Origin of the sequence: Rhodococcus sp. NPDC006774, assembly GCF_040636045.1 — a bacterium.
Taxonomy (GTDB): Bacteria; Actinomycetota; Actinomycetes; order Mycobacteriales; family Mycobacteriaceae; genus Rhodococcoides.
In genome coordinates, this window is sequence record NZ_JBEYIW010000005.1 from 130,211 (window position 1) to 146,306 (window position 16,096).

A 16,096-nucleotide genomic window follows, 5' to 3' on the forward strand; every position below is an offset into this window, starting at 1 on the left:
TAGCGTCGGTCGGTGTCTGTAATCGGAGTGCACCGCTCGACTGTCCTTGCATGTGCCCTGCTGCTGGTGCCGCTCGCCGCGTGCAGTAGCAGCGAGAGCACCGATCCCGACTCCGCGGCCGAGAACAGCTGCGTCCTCGGTGCCAGTGGCGGCACCCCGGTAGGAGCGACACCGAGTGCGAATTCGGGCGACATCTCCACCAATCCCGAAGTGGCGACCGGGTATCGATCGAACATGACCCCGGTGGAGACGGCCTCGTACTCCGTCTCGACGGCCAATCCGGTCTCCACCGAGGCCGCGTGCGCGGTCCTGCGGGACGGGGGCACCGCGGCCGACGCGCTGATCGTGGCGCAGACGGTGCTCGGCCTCGTCGAGCCGCAGTCCTCCGGCATCGGCGGCGGGGCATTCCTGATGTACTACGACGCAGCCACCGGTGAAGTGCAGAGCTACGACGGCCGCGAGACCGCCCCGATGAGCGCCACCGGGGACTACCTGCGGTACATCGACGACGCGAATCGCACTCTGCCGCAACCCGATGCCCGGTCCAGCGGTCGCTCGATCGGCGTCCCGGGGGTGCTGCGGATGCTCGAGCAGGCCCACGACGATCACGGCACCGAGCAATGGGGCGAGCTCTTCCAACCTGCAATCGACCTCGCCGACAACGGAATCGAGATCAGCCCACGGATGGCCTCGTCCATCGCCGACTCGGCACCGAAGCTCGCCCTCGACCCCGCGTCCAAGGACTACTTCCTGCAGCCCGACGGCACCGGTAAGCCGGCCGGGACGGTGCTGAACAACCCGGCGATGTCGAAGACGCTGTCCGCCATCGCAACCGACGGGGCAGACGCCTTCTACACCGGTGACATCGCACAGGCCATCGTCGACGCCACCGCCGACACCACCGCAGGCCGCACTCCCGGGCAGATCACGCTGGAGGATCTCGCCGCGTACGAACCCAAGACCCGCACGGCCGTGTGCACCGAGTACCGCGACCACGACATCTGCGGTATGCCAGGCCCGTCCTCGGGCGGTATCGCGGTGGCGTCGGCGATGGGGATTCTGTCGAACTTCGACCTGTCGCAGTACGCGCCGACGGGGATGGACGCCAACGGCGGAACCCCGACGGCCGAGGGTGTACACCTGATCGCCGAGGCCGAGCGCCTGGCCTACGCCGATCGTGACAAGTACGTCGCAGATCCGGACTTCGTTCCCCTGCCCGGCGGTTCACCCGATGCGCTGCTCGATCCCGAATACCTCAGCGAGCGAGCCGGACTGATCGACGAGGGCAAGTCGATGGGTACCGCGCAGCCCGGCGACTTCGGCCCGGTGCAGTTCGCCTCGTCCACCGATCCAGAGTTCGGTACCAGCCACATCTCGGTCGTCGACAGTCAGGGCAATGCGGCCTCGATGACGACGACCGTCGAGTCGGCCTTCGGCTCGTTCCACATGGTCGACGGCTTCCTGCTCAACAATCAGCTCACCGATTTCTCCGCGGCTCCCGTGGCCGAGGACGGAACTCCGATGGCCAATCGCGTCGAGCCGGGGAAGCGTCCGCGCAGTTCGATGGCCCCGACGTTGGTCTTCGACCGCAACGACGACGGCGAGCGGGGCGATCTGGTCCTCGTCGCCGGCTCTCCCGGCGGCTCGGTGATCATACAGTTCGTCGTCAAAACGCTGGTGGGACTGCTCGATTGGGGCATGGATCCGCAGCAGGCGGTGTCGATGGTCGACTTCGGAGCGGCCAATACGCCGTCGACCAACTACGGCGGTGAACACCCGAACGTCTCGGGCGAGGACGATCCGGTGGTCGCGGCGCTCCGCGAGATGGGCCACGAGGTGTCGGTCGCAGACCAGTCCAGTGGACTGAGCGCGCTGCAGCGCACCGACGGCGGCTGGATCGGTGGAGCGGACCCGCGCCGTGAGGGTGAAGTACTGGGTGGATAGGGGTCAACTCACGAATCGGTAACCCATACCGGTTTCGGTGATCAGATGCACCGGGGAGGCCGGGTCTCGTTCGAGCTTCTGCCTCAGTTGGCCGAGATAGATTCGTAGATAATGTGTTTCGCGCTCATGGCCGGGCCCCCAGACGGTGCGCAGGATGTCCTTCTTCGACACCAGCTTGCCCTCGTTGCGTACCAGTAGTTCGAGCACACCCCATTCGGTACGGGTGAGGTGCACGCTCGCACCTTCTCGCACAACGGTTTTCGTGGCGAGGTCGACGGTGAAGTCCTCGGTGACGACAACGGGGTCGGCGACGGTGTGCGGTCCACGGCGCAGGGCTGCGCGCAATCGGGCTAGCAGCTCGTCCATGCCGAACGGCTTGGTGACGAAGTCGTCGGCACCGGCGTCGAGTGCTTCGACGGTGTCGGCGGAATCGGTTCGCGCCGAGAGCACGAGGATCGGTACGTCGGTCCAGCCGCGCAGACCGGCGATGACGTCGATTCCGTCGATGTCGGGCAGGCCGAGGTCGAGAATCACGATGTCCGGGTGGAAGTTCGCAGCCACCCGCAGCGCCTCGCCGCCGCTCGCCGCACTGACCACTTCGAACCCACGCACGTTGAGATTGATCCTCAACGCTCGCACGATCTGCGGCTCGTCGTCGACGACGAGCACCCGCACCTTCACCTGCTCGCCGCCTTCAACTCGACCGTCATCGTCAGCCCGCCGCCGACGGTGTTCGATGCCGTGACGGTACCGCCCATCGCCCGCACGAATCCCCGCACCACCGACAACCCGAGCCCGACGCCCACCGAATTGTCGCGGTCCCCGAGGCGCTGGAACGCGTCGAACATGGTCTCCTCGGCTCCCTCGGTGATGCCTGGTCCGTGGTCGGCGACGGAGATACTCGCCCATTCGCCGTGCGCGGCGGCACTGACGGTGATGTCGCCGACGGGGGCGTAGCGGGCACTGTTGTTCACCAGATTCGCGAGCACCCGTTCGAGCAGACCCGGGTCGGCCAGTACCTCGACATCGCCCACCTCGACGCGTACTCGGTCGTCCGCTCCGACCAACGCGCCCCTGAGCACGTCGTCGACGAACACAGGCCGCAGGCTCGGCTGCACCACACCGGCCTGCAACCGCGAGGAGTCGAGCAGATTGCTCACCAGGGCGGTCAGCTGATCGGCAGACTCGTCGATGGTGGCCAGCAACTCGTCGGTGTCCTCGGGCGAGAACTGAACGTCGGTGCTGCGCAACGACGAGGATGCCGCTTTGACCGCGGACAACGGCGTCCGCAGGTCGTGGCTGACGGCCGAGAGCAATGCTCGACGCAACGCGTCGGCCTCGGCGAGAGCGTTGGCGCGGCTGGCTTCCTCGGCGAGGCGCGCCTGCCGGACCATGCCCGCGGCCTGGTTGGCCACTGCGGCGAGTACCCGCCGATCGTGCGCGTGTGTGCGTTCGCCGACGAGCAACAACGTGAAGTCGCCTGCGTCGACCTCGGTGTCCGCCCCGGCTCGATCGACAGGAGCCTGCGCACCCGCGCTACCCACGATCGATCCGGACTGGTTGTCCCACAGCGCTACCCCGCTCTGTCGGTAGGTTTCGCGGGCGCGTTCGAGCAGTGCGGTCAGGTCCGCGCCGCGCAACACCGAGCCGGCGAACAGCGTCAACAGTTCGGCCTCCTGCGTCGCCCGGCGTGCCTGACGCGTCCGCCGGGCGGCAGCGTCGACGAGGGCTGCGACGGCGACGGCGACGAGAAGCAGTACGACGGTGACGACGAAGTTGTCGGGCTCGGCGATAGTGAGGCTGTATCTGGGGGTGGTGAAGAAGTAGTTCAGCAGGAAGCCCGCGATCAACGCCGAGAGTGCCGCCGGCGCAACCCCTCCCAGCAGCGCGACGCACAGCACCACCATGAAGAACAGGGCGCTCTCGCCGCTCGAGTCGAAGTCGGGCCCGACCGTGCTCAGCACTGCCGCGGCCAGGCAGGGCACCAGTACAGCGGCGACCCACGCAAGAATGCGGTGCCGTCCCGAGTCGACCTGCACTCCCCGTCGCCGAGCCTGCTCGGCGTGAGTGACCATGTGCACGTCGATCTTTCCCGAGTTCTGCACCACTGCCGCGCCGATTCCCTCGTCCAGGATTCGCGCCGCGCGGGACCTTCTCGAGGTGCCGATCACCAGCTGGGTCGCGTTCACCCCGCGGGCGAAGTCGAGCAGGGTCGACGGCACGTCGTCACCGACGACGCTGTGCACGCTGGCACCGAGGCCGGCGGCGAGCGTGCGGACCGAGCCCATCTGCGGTGCCGAGACGCCCATGAGCCCGTCACCGCGGACGATGTGCAGCACCATCAGCTCTGCACTGGACTTCGAGGCGATCCGACTCGCTCGGCGGAGCAGGGTTTCCGATTCCGGGCCGCCGGTCACTGCCACCACCACGCGCTCGCGGGCCTCCCACGTGTCGGTGATGCGATTGTCCTTGCGGTACTTCACCAGTGCCGCGTCGACCTGATCGGCGATCCACAGCAGCGCGAGCTCGCGCAGAGCGGTGAGGTTGCCGCCGCGGAAGTAGTTGCTCAGTGCCGCGTCGACCTTCTCGGCGGCGTAGACGTTGCCGTGCCGCAACCTACTGCGCAACGCCTCGGGGGTGATGTCGACCAACTCGACCTCGTCGGCGGCTCGAACGACGCTGTCGGGCACCGTCTCCCGTTGCGGCACTCCGGTGATCTGCTGCACCACGTCGTTGAGCGATTCGAGGTGCTGCACGTTGAGGGTGGAGATGACGTCGATACCCGCGTCGAGGAGCACCTCGACGTCCTGCCACCGCTTGCCGTGCACGCTCCCCGGGGTGTTGGTGTGCGCCAGTTCGTCGACGAGCACCACCTGCGATTTCCGGGCCAGGACGGCGTCGAGATCGAGTTCCTGCGCCGAGGACCCGCGATAGTTCACGGTCGCCATCGGCAGCACTTCGATGCCGTCGAGTGCGTCGATCGTCCGCGCTCGGCCGTGTGTCTCGACCACCGCGGCCACGACGTCGCAGCCCCGGCTGCGCAGTCGGTGCGCCTCGCCGAGCATGGCGAAGGTCTTGCCGACGCCGGGTGCTGCGCCGAGGTAGATCCTCAGCTCACCCCTGTCCGCCACAGCCTGTCTCCTCACCCGGCCGGTACAGCTAGCGCTCCTCGATGTCGTCGACGCGTATCTCGACCACATCGCGCCCGAGGGTGACGCCCAACAGGTCCGACACGGTACCGATCGCGATGGTCGCCAGCTCGTCTCCGGCGGCCTGCAGGTCGTCGCCGTACACCCCGATCACCGCGACGAACAGACCGATGCAGGCGTGGTCGTCGAGATCGAGGTCGATCTCGGTCGGCTGTGCGCCGTGCACGCCTGCCAGCGCACGGCGAAGCGTCGTCTTGACGATGTGGTCGCTGACCCGCAGCGAGTCCTCCGGTCCGGCCGTAGAGCCGGAGGGGAACGCGCTGTCGATCGGCCACGTGCGTCTGGTGGTGTTGCGTACCTTCGTGATGATGGATGCGCTGATGTCCACCCAATTGGGTTCCTGCGGTGCGTCCCGAAGTTCGGTGGCAGCACGCGCGAGAACCGAGTCCGGCTCTAGTGGGTTCGCCATGTTGCCAACCTTTCGCTCAATGTTGCTCGTGCTCTGGTCAACTGACCACGTACTGCTCCGGCGGACAGGGTCATGATCGCCCCGATCTCGGGGTGCGTCAGGCCTTCCACCTCGCGAAGCAGCCAGCAGGCCCGCTGCCGGTAGGGCAGCTCGGCGAGCGCTGTGCCCAGCTCGGTCATGAAGCTGTCGGCTTCGACATCCGCCTCGGGATCACTTCCCGCGCCGGTGCTCTTTCGCTCGAATACCCAATCTTCTGCGGGCGGAACGCTACGACGGCGTCGATGATCGATCACCTTGTGCGAGACCAACGAGAACAACCATGTTCGCAGAGCCGAGTCACCTCGGAAGTTGTCGAGGCCCTTCCACGCTGCCACGAAGGCGTCCTGCACCACCTCCTCGGCTGCACCTTGATCGGACAACATGTTCCGCGCATACCGGAACATCTCCGGGCCGTAGCGCCGAACGATCTCCTCGAACGCATCCGTCTCGCCGAGCGCGGCTGCGCCGACGAGTACGCGGTCCGATGCATCAACCCACTCCATCGAGCCCCCAGACGTAATCTATGACGTAGCTCACTTTATTGGTACGTGCGTTTCGGCGATCGAGCTACGACCAACTCCTGACACACACTCTGCACGACACTCAACGAAGAGAGGCATTCATGAGCTCCACGACGGACACCAAGGCAACCGTATCCGCAACCCGCGAAGGCAAGACCGACATCACCACCAAGTCGGATTCCGTGCTCGTCAGTTCGCAGGGCCGCACCACCATTGCCGACACCGTCGTCTCCAAGATCGCCGGTATCGCCACCCGTGAGGTTCAGGGAGTGCATGCCGTCGGCGGCGGAGCGAGCCGCGCGATCGGAGCCCTCCGTGAGCGCATCCCCGGCGCACGCGTCAACCAGTCGCAGGGCGTTTCGGTGGAGGTCGGCGAGCGTCAGGCAGCCGTCGACATCGACATCGTCGCCGACTACGGCGTCTCGATCGCAGACCTCGCGGCAGGCATCCGTCGCAACGTCATCAACGCCGTCGAGCGCATGACCGGTCTCGAGGTCACCGAGGTCAACATCGTCGTCCACGACATCTACCTCGACGACGGCTCGGACGACGACGACACCGCCACCGAGCCCGCCACCACCCGAGTGCAGTGACCGATCCGCACATGACGGAACGTGACAGGTCCGAGGACATCGCCGACGCCGTTCTGGCGATCGACGGTGTCGTCGGCCTGCACGGAGGCATGTTCGGCGAAGCCGCTACGTACCTGCCCGGACGCCGGATCGCCGGCATTCGAATCGGGGAGGACGGAACCGAGGTTCACGTCACTCTCGAATTCGGGGTTGCGGTACGCGAGACCGCCGACGCCGTGCGGCGCACAGTAGCGACGATGGTCGACGGGCCCGTGCACGTCACCGTCGAGGACATTGTGCGAGTCTGACCAGGTGAACGAGCATGCAGCGCACGACCGAGCCGCCGCGTACAAGGCGGCTCGGCGCGCTGTGGCACGCGAACACCACCCCGACATCGGTGGGGATCCGGCGCAGTACATGGCCGAACTCGCCGCCGTCGACCGACGGTTCGCGGTGCTGCCCTCCGCCCCTGCCAACGCAGCGACTGCGCCGACGGCGTTCCGCGCGTCCTCGATTCCGTCCCCGATACGCACACTTCCCAAGCGGATCGCTCGCATCCGCAAACGCGTCACCAGGCGCAACTACTTCGAACTCTGAGTGGAGATCAAGACCATGACCACAGCGACCATCGGTTTGTTCGTGGGACTTCTGCTGGCCATCGCCGCAGCGGCAGGCGGCTTCACCGGCTTCCTCATCGCCATCGTTCTCGGCGGCCTCGGCTTCTTCGTCGGCCGCTACATCGACGGCGAGCTGGACCTGAACTCGATCATGCGTGGTCGCGGTCGTGACTGAGACAGTGACGACCGACACGCTCGGGGAGGCCGGTCAACGCGGATCGCTGGAGATCAAGCACAAGGCCGTCGAGCGTCTCGCCGTCCTCGCTGCCCGCAGCACCGACGCGGTCGCCCGACCTCAGCCGGGTCTACGCGTCCTCGGTGGGCGCGATCTGCCCAAGGCCGACGTGACGGTCAACGGCTCCCGTGTCCGCGCGCGGGTAGCGGTGGCGGTCACGTGGCCCTCGCCGCTGGCGAAGGTGGCCGCCGACGTTCGTGCCGCCGTGGCACGGGATCTGTCCGAGCTGGGCATCTACACCGTCGACCGTGTCGACGTCACCGTCCAATGCGTACCCGCCGAGGCCACCCATGAAGAAGGGAGAGTGCAGTGATCGAGAAGGCAGGCAAGAAGCCGGTGGCGAACCCCACCGCAGCCGTACCCGCAATCCTGTTCGCACTCGTCCTCATCGGTGCCGGAGTGGTCCTCGGCCGCGAGGCACTGCTCGCCCTGGGTGCCATCGACGGCCCCGAGTGGGTCGGCCCCGCCGCCACGAACCTGGACGGGCTCACCGCGCAGCAGTGGATGCTGCCCGCAGGCATCGCCGCGGTCGTCGTGGGCTTCGTTCTGGTTTTCGCCGCGATCCGCCCCCGTCGGCGCACCCACCGCGCCCTCTCCGAGCAGGACGTCTGGCTCCGCAAGGGCGACGTCGCAGCCGTTGCCCGCACCGCCGCTCTCGACAGCGTCGGAGTCGATTCTGCGACCGCCAAGGCCGGCAACAAGAAGGTCACCGTCGCCGTGTCCACCGTCGCAGGCACTGACACCTCCCAGCTGAAGTCCTCCGTCGTCACCTCCGTGGACGACGCCCTCCGCCCACTCGCGTCGGCTCCCAAGGTCCGCACCCGAGTGCGAACGACAGGACAACCATCGTGAAACGCGCCACCGCTTCGGTCGACCGAACCAGCACCGCCGTCGTCGGCCTTGCCCTGATCGCTCTGGGCGGCGGAGCAATCGCCTGGGAGCGCGGACAGTTTCCCGGCCGCGAACGTCTCGACGCGGCCTTCGTCGACACCGCCGTCGACGCAGGCTGGTGGCCCTGGGCTCTCGGAGCAGCAGCCATCGTCCTCGTTCTGCTCGGTCTGTGGTGGCTACTCGCCCACTTGCCGCGCCGCTCGGTCGGCACCGTCGCTTTCGCGTCCACTGCGGATGCAGATGTCGACGGCCGGCTCAGTGTCGACCTGGGAACCGCTGCTCGAAGCGCCGCCAAGTCGCTGGCCGCGCACGAAGGTGTCGTCTCGGCGACCGGTCGTTCGGTGTCAGACCGTGGTCAGAGAGTCGTCGAGATCACCGCGACGCTCGACCCCGCAGTCACGTCACTCGACAAGGTGGCAAGCGCGGCGGCACAGACCCGCAACGACATCGTGACGTCGCTGGACGGCACTCCCGCCGCGGTGCGAATCCTCTTGCAATGCGGCAAGTCTCGGAAGCAGGTCGTTCGCGTCAGCTGACGCTCGAGGAGAACTCGATCTCCCCGATCAACCCATGGTGGTCCGATCCGGGGAGATCGATTCGCTCCAAGGACCGAGCGTGACCGGTGTTGGTGAGGATGTGGTCGATCCCGACGACAGCGGGCGTCCCCTTGTCCGTGGGATACGTGGGAATCAGTCCCCTCCCCAATTGCGCTGCGGCGTCGGAATATCCGGCATCGAGCAGGTTGCGGAACTTCTTGTGCGAGTACGTCGTGTTGAAATCGCCGCTGACGATCACCGGACCACTGCCCGCCGCTGCCTCCAAATCGTCTCGGAGCGTGTCCAATTCGGCGGTCCAAATATCGGCCGGGGTGATGTAGGCGGGACCGGGATGCACGGCCAGCAGCGTGACCGGCTCGGAACCGGGGATCTCGACCTCGGTGGCGAGATTCACCGGGCCGTAACCGTCGAGCTCACGGTTGTCCGAGATCGGGAATCGGCTGTAGATTCCGGCCCCACCGCCGCCTGTCACGTGCGGCTGGAGGTAGCGGTAGGGAAAGAGCTCTTCCATGCCGGCGTCGCGCAGGCCGATCACCGACGCATCGGTCAATTCCTGAATCGTGACGACATCGACGGCGCTGTCGCGGGCCTGCCCGACCACGACAGTCGGATCGGCCAGCCCGATCATCAGATTCGCCTGCATCACGCGCAGTCGTACGCCGTCGGAGCTCGTCCCGTCCTCGGGTGCCGCGTCCGCAACGTAGAGCGGTGCGTACGCGAATGCGCCTGCAGCGAGCACCAGCGCGGAGACTCCTGCCAGAACCCAGCGTCGACCGATCAACGCCACCAGGGCACCGACCACGACGGCGACGAACATCAACGGAGCGAACGACGCGAGCGCGATCAGCACGTTGACCCGGGTGTCGGTGTAGTAGACGCCCATCGCCACGAGCCCGGTGACGATGCCCAGAATGGCGATCGTGCCGGTGAGTATTCGTATCCAGGTTCGTCGCATCAGCCCGAGAGTAGCTACGCCCGGATGCCGACGACCAACGCTGTGATGGTTGTCCAGGTCAGCGACAACAACCCGCGCACCGCAGAGAGCGAGAACGCTGTGGACCACACCGTTCGCGTCGACGGTTCCTCGACCGGCAGGCCGGCGAATCGATCGGCCAGCCAGTCCAGTGTCAGCGGCGCGCTGAGCGGGTGCAGCGACAGGTGTTCGCTCAGCCGATCTCGTAGATAGGTCACGTGGGCACCGGCCTCGATGTACCGATCCACCTGCCCGTCCACGTCGTCGACGGCAATGATCTGATCGTGCACCGACTGAACGACCAGAAGCGGTGCCGTCGGAGCCGTTCGGCCCGGCTGAATGTCCTGGAACACCTGCACGATCTCGGGCAGAGCCAGCAAGTCTGCCAACGGAACGTCGATGTAGCGGTCCAGATCGTGCCGCGCGAGGCGGGTGACAGCGCGGACGGTCGTCATGTTCTCGACGGAATCGAGAATGCGCATTCCGTCCTCGTTGACGTACTGGCGAATGACCCGGTCCAGCTCGGGATAGGTGCGTCGCAGACCCGCAACCACCAGTGTCGGCAACGCCGAATGGAACGTCGCGTTAAGCCTGGTGAACGCCGAACCGGGATCTCCGACGGGCGAGCCGAGGGCGGCACCGACCACTTCGATCTCCGGAGCGTATTCCGGCGCCATCTCCGCCGCCCAGGATGTCGCGAGCCCGCCGCCCGAGTAGCCCCACAGCGCTACCGGCGTGGTCGAATGCAGTTCCAGCGGCTCGAACGACAGCGCCGCGCGAACGGCGTCGAGCGTGCAGAACCCGGGTTCCTGCGGCGAACCCCAATGACCGTCGGGACCCTCGTGGTCCGGGATCGAGATGGTCCAACCACGGCGCAGGGCGTGCAGTACCAGCAGGAACTCGAACTGCGGAACCGTACCGAACGCCCGCGAGCCACGCCGAAGCGCATAGGACGGGAAACACGAGGATGCGACGCCGTCGATCGCACACTGATACGACAGCAACACCGGCTGGGTATCCCGCGGGCGCAGCACAGTCGTAACGCTGGCCTGCGGAAAACCACCGAGATCAGCGGTGCGATACAGCAGCTGCCAGGCGTCGACTCGCTGGCGCACGCGACCGAACATCGCGACCTCGACCGGCCGCACCTTGAGAATCGTGCCCGGTAGAGCTGCTTCGTACCCCTCGGGCGCAGTGTAGAAAGGGTCGTCCTCGGGCCTGGTCGCGTCGCTCCGGCTCGGTGCTCGTTCCACCGGCCAGGGCTGTTCATCCCCCAATGATCTGTCGACGCTCATGTGCCACCGCTTCTTGTCCGAGTCTCGCCGTCACACTAACTTGCCCTCGACGACCCCATTTCATGCAGCCTGCTGCCAATTGGTGATCAGGACATCGGTCGCGTAGCTGAGGTCGAGGCCTTCACCACCCCAGTTCGGGACGATGGCGTCGGGCGCGATGCCGCCGTACCGTCGCCTCATCTCGTCGGCGTCTCCCGACATCGCGGGAGCGTGGATGACCTCGGTTCCCGACGGATGACGAAACGAGAAGCGTTGATCTCCACGGGCTTCGATGAAGAAGTAACCGTCGTGCAGCGCTCGATGGTGTTCGCCGCACAGCAGGACCAGGTTGTCGAGTGTGGTCTCACCACCGCGTGACCGATAGGTGACATGATGCGCATGCATGAAGCGGGTACGGCCGCATCCCGGCACCGCGCAGCATCGGTCGCGAATGATCAACTGACGCAACTGGGTTCGGCTCGGAGCCTTGGCAGTGGCACTCCAACGCACGGTCTTGCCGAGGCGGCCGTGACCGACCGTCCGCATGACTGCGGAGCACAGCACCTGAGCCAACGTTTCGTCGTCCAGACCCGGGCCGTCGTCGAAATGGGCGTGATCGCATCCGGCTTCGGCACTGTTGCCGATGTGGACCAACACTTCCGCTGCCGGTGAGACAACCGGCGAATCCAGCGCAGCGCAGACCATCTCGGCCATGGCGATGATCGCCGGCACCGGATCGATGGGCGCGGGGGCGGCCCGATCTGCGCCGCTTTCCTCTTCCGTGCGGGTGCGTTCGTACTCCGCCCTGGTCAATGCAGCCATGATCCGTTTACCGTCCTCGGGCCGAAAGCGCGCCGTCAGCACGAGCGAGCCGTCGTCCTCGTCCCAGCGCCACCGTCCGACGCACGGATCTCGGTCCACACCGTTCTGCCGAGTGGGACGCATCGCCTTCTTCAGACCACGGCAGAGCCGTTCGATATGTGCGGCGGGAGCATCGAGCGCCTTCTGCAGCAGCGACGCCTCGTTCTCGGCCGTCGCCACCCGCGTCATCGCCCGTACCTTCGAGTACGAGACCGTGCCGCTCAGGTACGCCGAGGTGATCAGCGGCAACTCTCGCATCGCTTTGGCAACCCGCACCTGCTCACGGGCCGTGTGCAGGTCGACTCCCGCACGCCAGGACAACCAGTGCGCACACGACCGCACTTCCCAGCCCGCCCATCCGCGTCGCACATCGAACTCACCCACCAAGATCAGATACTGCGCCGACGCCGCAGCGATCTGACCGGCCAGAGCGCATATCTCGGTTTCGATCTCTCTCGTCTCGATCCGCCCCGCCGCGGATCCCGTCTCGGCCATGTCGATCATGAACGCCCCCATTCATCGAATACATGTTCGACGAACCGTACGGTGGGGCACCGACAAGAACTTCTCGACGGGGTTCGACGCGTCCCCGCGGGGACGTCTCGGGCTTGCTTTCTGGCCGGTGGGCCCGATACTGACACCAGATGCTGGTTCCGACCGAAGGGTGGTGCAGCCGTGGAGAGTACCGACACCTGGGGCATTGCCGGCGCGGAGTTCCTGCGGTGGTATCTGCTCGCAGCCGTCCTCGCAGTGGCCCTGACGCTGGTGAGTAACCGGCTCGCTGCACATCGGTCCGCTTCGGCATCGCCGACCGGACGAGTCCTCACCCCACCCGAGGTCGGGGCGCTCACCAGCGACGACCAGGCGGTGATGGCGTCGTTGGCAATCCTGCGCGGTGCCGACGTGATCGATTCGCGGGGAAGTCGGCGGCGCACCCTGACCGATTCCGAGCGCATGCAGCTGGATTGGTTCACGCGCGCCGTCCTCGAACGACTCGGCAGCGGAAAAGCACCTTTGGTTCGATCCCGGCTGGTGACGAACATGTCCGGTTCGTGTGCGCAGCTGCGCAACGCTCTCGTCGACGAAGGCTTGATGCACGGCGCCGCCGCGCAGCCCATGCTGCCCCGAGCGTTCCCCATCCTCTTCGTCGCAGCCCTCGGGGTCGCACGCATCGTTGCAGGCATCGCGAACGGTAAGCCGGTCGGCTTCCTCGTCGGCATCGTCGTCCTGCTGCTCGTGGCACTTCCGTTCGCAGTTCGCCGACGACGTCGAACCGCACTCGGCGATGCCGAACTTCGACGCCTCCGCACCGAAAACGACTATCTCTCGCCACGCTCTCGCCCGTCCTTCACCGCCTACGGTCCGTCGCGCGCTGGCATGTCGGCCGCGCTCTTCGGAGCGGGAGCACTGATGCTGCTCGATCCGGCGATGGCGGGCGCGCTGAGCTACGGATCCGCTCACGCCGGCGGAGCTGCATCGTTCGGATTCGGCGGCGACAGCGGAAGCAGTGGCGACAGCGGTGGCGGTGACGGCGGTGGCGGTGGTGGCTGCGGCGGCGGGTGCGGCGGGTGAGCATCGATGCCCTGCCTGCGGGCCTCGGAATCGGTTGGCGCTCCGAGATTTCCGGGATCATCTCGCACTTGCCGGGTCTCGCGTTCTGCGAGGTGATCGCCGAATCGATCGGGGACCACGCACCGGAGCGCCTCACCGCGTTGGGCATCCCCGTCGTCACTCATGGAATCGCCCTGTCCCTGGGCGGTGCCGAGCCGGTCGAGCCGCACCGAATTGCGCACCTGGAACGGGTGGCGTCGATGCTCGGCTCACCGATCGTCAGCGAGCACGTCGCCTTCGTCCGCGCCGACGGAATCGAGGCCGGTCACTTGCTACCGGTGCCGCGGACTCGTGAAGCGCTGACGGTGCTGGCTCGCAACATCACGCGGACCCAGGACGGCCTCTCCGTCCCGCTGGCCGTGGAAAACATTGCGGCACTGTTCGATTGGCCGGACGACGAGCTCACCGAGAGCGAGTTTCTCACCGAGCTGGTCGAACGCACGGGCGTGTGTCTGGTGTTGGACATCGCCAACGTCCATGCCAACGCGCGCAACCGACGCCGTGACCCCTGGATCGAACTGACACGACTGCCCCTGGAACGAATTGCCTACTGCCACATCGCCGGTGGCACCGTTCGCGACGGCTTCTACCACGACACGCACACTGCATCCGTACCGGAGGAAGTGCTCGAGCTGCTCCGCACGTTCACCGCGGCAGGGCACCGCCCGCCGTTGATGCTCGAACGCGACGGCCATTACCCGCCCGAACACGAGCTGTTCGACGAACTCGATGCGATCTCCGATTCCGCCGGCCTGACACGAATCACCCCGAACCGGCTGCTGGGCCGGACCACGTGAACGAGAACTTGGCGCGACGACAGAAGGAGCTGATCCGCGCACTCGTCGCGGGAGACCCGCTGCCCCCGGGGTTCGATTCGGCCACCATCGACGCCACCCGAACAGCTCTGCTGCGCAAGCGGGCAGCCGAGGTCGCGGCTCGGTACCCGGCGGTGCCGTCGGCGCTGGGGGAGAGGTACGACGAGCTGTTCGACCGATGGGCGTCCGACCGACCCAAGACGTCCACCGCCGCCGATGCGAAAGCCTTCTACGAGGCGATGCGTCGGGCAGGGGAGTTGGACGCGACACATCCGGGACTGCCTGGGCAGCGAATGCCCTACATGGCCGAAGCCCGCAACTCTCTCGTGCGCTTTCGCAGTCCGCTGCGCGGGACGTGGTTGACGTCGCTGTTCGGTGCGGTGCTTCTCGTTGCGCTGCCGATCGTCACGGTGACGGGGTTGCTCTCGTACAGCGCCTACGGGCCGCAGTTCGACCAGGCCAAACCCGGTGCCGTGGGGTGGCTGCGGTTGCCGTACTTCGACTGGCCAACCGACCCTGCCTGGCTGTACCAACTCACGCAGGGCCTGCACGTCGGGCTCGGGCTGATCATCGTGCCGCTCGTCATCGCCAAACTGTGGTCGGTGATGCCCAAGCTCGTCGAACTGCCGCCGGTTCGATCGCCTGCACATGCGCTCGAACGACTGTCGCTGTTGGCACTGGTCGGTGGATTGCTGTTCGAGATCGTCACCGGTGTTCTCAACATCCAGTACGACTACGTGTTCGGTTTCGACTTCTACGCCGCTCACTACTTCGGTGCCTGGGTGTTCATCTCCGGATTTCTGGTCCACCTGGGTCTCAAGGTCCCGCTGATGTGGCGCACCCTGCGGTCCGAGTCGCTGATGGACGTTCTGCGCGCCCGCAACGAAGCGCCGGACCAGCAGACCGACGACAACCCTCCGTCGACCATGAGTCGACGCGGTGCCATCGGATTGGTCGCTGCCGGAATGGGTTTCATCGCCGTGCTGACGGTGGGACAGACGCTCGGGGGAGTGCTGCGCAAGGCAGCGATTCTACTACCCCGCGGACGCTCCTACGGTGATGGCCCCAACGACTTCCAGATCAACCGAACGGCCGAAGCCGCAGGGATCACCGAGGCGCAGACCGGAGCCGACTGGCAACTGACGATCAGCAGCGCAGCCGAGGACGCCGTCCCGATCGTGTTGACCCGAGGCAGGCTGCTGTCGATGCCGCAGCGCACTGCCGAACTTCCGATCGCGTGCGTCGAAGGATGGTCCACCACGCAGACGTGGACCGGCGTCCCGTTGGCCGAACTCGCCGCGCTGGCAGGCGTCCCCGCACCGCGCTCGGCCGAGGTGAGCTCGCTGGAGCAGAACGGAGCCTTCACCCGTGCGGTGCTGCAGGGAAATCAAGCGGCGCATCCGGACTCGTTGCTGGCCTTGAAGGTCAACGGTGTCGATCTCTCGCTCGATCACGGATTTCCCGCGCGCGTGATCGTTCCTGCCCTCCCGGGCGTCCACAACACCAAATGGGTCGCCGGCATCGTGTTCCGTTCGTGACTTCCAGCTGTGCGCTTTTCAAACCCCTGC

General features: G+C 66.5%; 18 protein-coding genes. 11 read left to right on the top strand and 7 right to left on the bottom strand.

All coding sequences use genetic code 11. From position 1 onward, the window contains the following. Positions 1–12 precede the first annotated feature (12 nt). Positions 13–1,944: a gamma-glutamyltransferase gene (ggt, locus tag ABZ677_RS09885; RefSeq protein WP_358368818.1), complete on the top strand. Its 1,932-nt coding sequence runs from the start codon at positions 13–15 to the stop codon at positions 1,942–1,944. 3 nt (positions 1,945–1,947) lie between these two features. On the opposite strand, the gene ABZ677_RS09890 is transcribed toward ggt, so the two are convergent. The 4 genes from ABZ677_RS09890 to ABZ677_RS09905 are packed head-to-tail and all read right to left on the bottom strand — an operon-like array spanning position 1,948 to position 6,104. Further along, a complete protein-coding gene (locus ABZ677_RS09890) occupies positions 1,948–2,625 on the bottom strand; it encodes a response regulator (protein ID WP_358368821.1) in 678 nt (225 codons plus the stop codon). Further along, complete coding sequence (locus tag ABZ677_RS09895) at positions 2,622–5,075, bottom strand: sensor histidine kinase KdpD (RefSeq protein ID WP_358368824.1); 2,454 nt, start codon at positions 5,073–5,075, stop codon at positions 2,622–2,624. Before ABZ677_RS09895 ends, ABZ677_RS09890 begins: the two co-directional genes overlap by 4 nt. A gap of 28 nt (positions 5,076–5,103) precedes the next feature. After that, on the bottom strand, positions 5,104–5,562 hold the full coding sequence (locus ABZ677_RS09900) for a hypothetical protein (RefSeq protein WP_358368827.1): 459 nt from the start codon (positions 5,560–5,562) through the stop codon (positions 5,104–5,106). After that, positions 5,547–6,104, bottom strand: coding sequence for a sigma-70 family RNA polymerase sigma factor (locus ABZ677_RS09905; RefSeq protein ID WP_052064936.1), 558 nt, complete (start codon positions 6,102–6,104; stop codon positions 5,547–5,549). Before ABZ677_RS09905 ends, ABZ677_RS09900 begins: the two co-directional genes overlap by 16 nt. Positions 6,105–6,223: 119 nt before the next feature. Between ABZ677_RS09905 and ABZ677_RS09910 the strand changes: the two genes are divergently transcribed. The 7 genes from ABZ677_RS09910 to ABZ677_RS09940 are packed head-to-tail and all read left to right on the top strand — an operon-like array spanning position 6,224 to position 8,973. Continuing rightward, complete coding sequence (locus ABZ677_RS09910; protein WP_358368830.1) at positions 6,224–6,715, top strand: Asp23/Gls24 family envelope stress response protein; 492 nt, start codon at positions 6,224–6,226, stop codon at positions 6,713–6,715. Between the two features lie 11 nt (positions 6,716–6,726). Further along, positions 6,727–7,002 (top strand): Asp23/Gls24 family envelope stress response protein, encoded by a 276-nt coding sequence (locus ABZ677_RS09915; RefSeq protein ID WP_037195611.1) that lies wholly within the window; start codon positions 6,727–6,729, stop codon positions 7,000–7,002. A 4-nt stretch (positions 7,003–7,006) separates the two neighbouring features. Beyond that, positions 7,007–7,291, top strand: a complete 285-nt coding sequence (locus ABZ677_RS09920) for a hypothetical protein (protein ID WP_358368833.1) — start codon at positions 7,007–7,009, stop codon at positions 7,289–7,291. A gap of 15 nt (positions 7,292–7,306) precedes the next feature. After that, entirely contained in the window at positions 7,307–7,486 is a 180-nt protein-coding gene (locus tag ABZ677_RS09925; RefSeq protein WP_027495126.1) for a hypothetical protein, read from the top strand. Next, positions 7,479–7,859 carry an Asp23/Gls24 family envelope stress response protein gene (locus ABZ677_RS09930; RefSeq protein WP_358368837.1) on the top strand — a complete coding sequence of 127 codons (381 nt, stop codon included), beginning with the start codon at positions 7,479–7,481 and terminating at the stop codon, positions 7,857–7,859. Before ABZ677_RS09925 ends, ABZ677_RS09930 begins: the two co-directional genes overlap by 8 nt. Further along, positions 7,856–8,398: a DUF6286 domain-containing protein gene (locus ABZ677_RS09935; RefSeq protein ID WP_094634981.1), complete on the top strand. Its 543-nt coding sequence runs from the start codon at positions 7,856–7,858 to the stop codon at positions 8,396–8,398. Before ABZ677_RS09930 ends, ABZ677_RS09935 begins: the two co-directional genes overlap by 4 nt. Further along, the gene (locus tag ABZ677_RS09940; RefSeq protein WP_052048059.1) at positions 8,395–8,973 is read left to right on the top strand and encodes a hypothetical protein; all 579 of its coding nucleotides are present in this window, start codon (positions 8,395–8,397) and stop codon (positions 8,971–8,973) included. The genes ABZ677_RS09935 and ABZ677_RS09940 overlap by 4 nt, the downstream gene beginning before the upstream one ends. On the opposite strand, the gene ABZ677_RS09945 is transcribed toward ABZ677_RS09940, so the two are convergent. The 3 genes from ABZ677_RS09945 to ABZ677_RS09955 are packed head-to-tail and all read right to left on the bottom strand — an operon-like array spanning position 8,966 to position 12,606. Beyond that, positions 8,966–9,949: an endonuclease/exonuclease/phosphatase family protein gene (locus ABZ677_RS09945; protein WP_358368839.1), complete on the bottom strand. Its 984-nt coding sequence runs from the start codon at positions 9,947–9,949 to the stop codon at positions 8,966–8,968. The genes ABZ677_RS09940 and ABZ677_RS09945 overlap by 8 nt on opposite strands. A gap of 14 nt (positions 9,950–9,963) precedes the next feature. Further along, entirely contained in the window at positions 9,964–11,262 is a 1,299-nt protein-coding gene (locus tag ABZ677_RS09950) for a lipase family protein (protein ID WP_358368841.1), read from the bottom strand. A 60-nt stretch (positions 11,263–11,322) separates the two neighbouring features. Then, positions 11,323–12,606, bottom strand: coding sequence for an HNH endonuclease signature motif containing protein (locus ABZ677_RS09955; protein WP_358368844.1), 1,284 nt, complete (start codon positions 12,604–12,606; stop codon positions 11,323–11,325). A 171-nt stretch (positions 12,607–12,777) separates the two neighbouring features. Between ABZ677_RS09955 and ABZ677_RS09960 the strand changes: the two genes are divergently transcribed. The 3 genes from ABZ677_RS09960 (at position 12,778) to ABZ677_RS09970 (ending at position 16,066) form a co-directional block, all read left to right on the top strand. Beyond that, the gene (locus tag ABZ677_RS09960) at positions 12,778–13,674 is read left to right on the top strand and encodes a TIGR04222 domain-containing membrane protein (RefSeq protein ID WP_358368847.1); all 897 of its coding nucleotides are present in this window, start codon (positions 12,778–12,780) and stop codon (positions 13,672–13,674) included. Further along, positions 13,671–14,510, top strand: coding sequence for a DUF692 domain-containing protein (locus ABZ677_RS09965; RefSeq protein WP_358368850.1), 840 nt, complete (start codon positions 13,671–13,673; stop codon positions 14,508–14,510). Before ABZ677_RS09960 ends, ABZ677_RS09965 begins: the two co-directional genes overlap by 4 nt. 311 nt (positions 14,511–14,821) lie before the next feature. After that, positions 14,822–16,066 (top strand): molybdopterin-dependent oxidoreductase, encoded by a 1,245-nt coding sequence (locus ABZ677_RS09970; RefSeq protein ID WP_358369173.1) that lies wholly within the window; start codon positions 14,822–14,824, stop codon positions 16,064–16,066. Positions 16,067–16,096: the final 30 nt, after the last annotated feature.

What these genes read in the sequence shown, in the direction of transcription:
- ABZ677_RS09900 (WP_358368827.1), bottom strand. Translation starts at nt 5,562, where the DNA reads ATGGCGAACCCACTAGAGCCGGACTCGGTTCTCGCGCGTGCTGCCACC.
- ABZ677_RS09905 (WP_052064936.1), bottom strand. Translation starts at nt 6,104, where the DNA reads ATGGAGTGGGTTGATGCATCGGACCGCGTACTCGTCGGCGCAGCCGCG.
- ABZ677_RS09910 (WP_358368830.1), top strand. Translation starts at nt 6,224, where the DNA reads ATGAGCTCCACGACGGACACCAAGGCAACCGTATCCGCAACCCGCGAA.
- ABZ677_RS09915 (WP_037195611.1), top strand. Translation starts at nt 6,727, where the DNA reads ATGACGGAACGTGACAGGTCCGAGGACATCGCCGACGCCGTTCTGGCG.
- ABZ677_RS09925 (WP_027495126.1), top strand. Translation starts at nt 7,307, where the DNA reads ATGACCACAGCGACCATCGGTTTGTTCGTGGGACTTCTGCTGGCCATC.
- ABZ677_RS09945 (WP_358368839.1), bottom strand. Translation starts at nt 9,949, where the DNA reads ATGCGACGAACCTGGATACGAATACTCACCGGCACGATCGCCATTCTG.
- ABZ677_RS09950 (WP_358368841.1), bottom strand. Translation starts at nt 11,262, where the DNA reads ATGAGCGTCGACAGATCATTGGGGGATGAACAGCCCTGGCCGGTGGAA.
- ABZ677_RS09955 (WP_358368844.1), bottom strand. Translation starts at nt 12,606, where the DNA reads ATGATCGACATGGCCGAGACGGGATCCGCGGCGGGGCGGATCGAGACG.
- ABZ677_RS09970 (WP_358369173.1), top strand. Translation starts at nt 14,822, where the DNA reads ATGCCCTACATGGCCGAAGCCCGCAACTCTCTCGTGCGCTTTCGCAGT.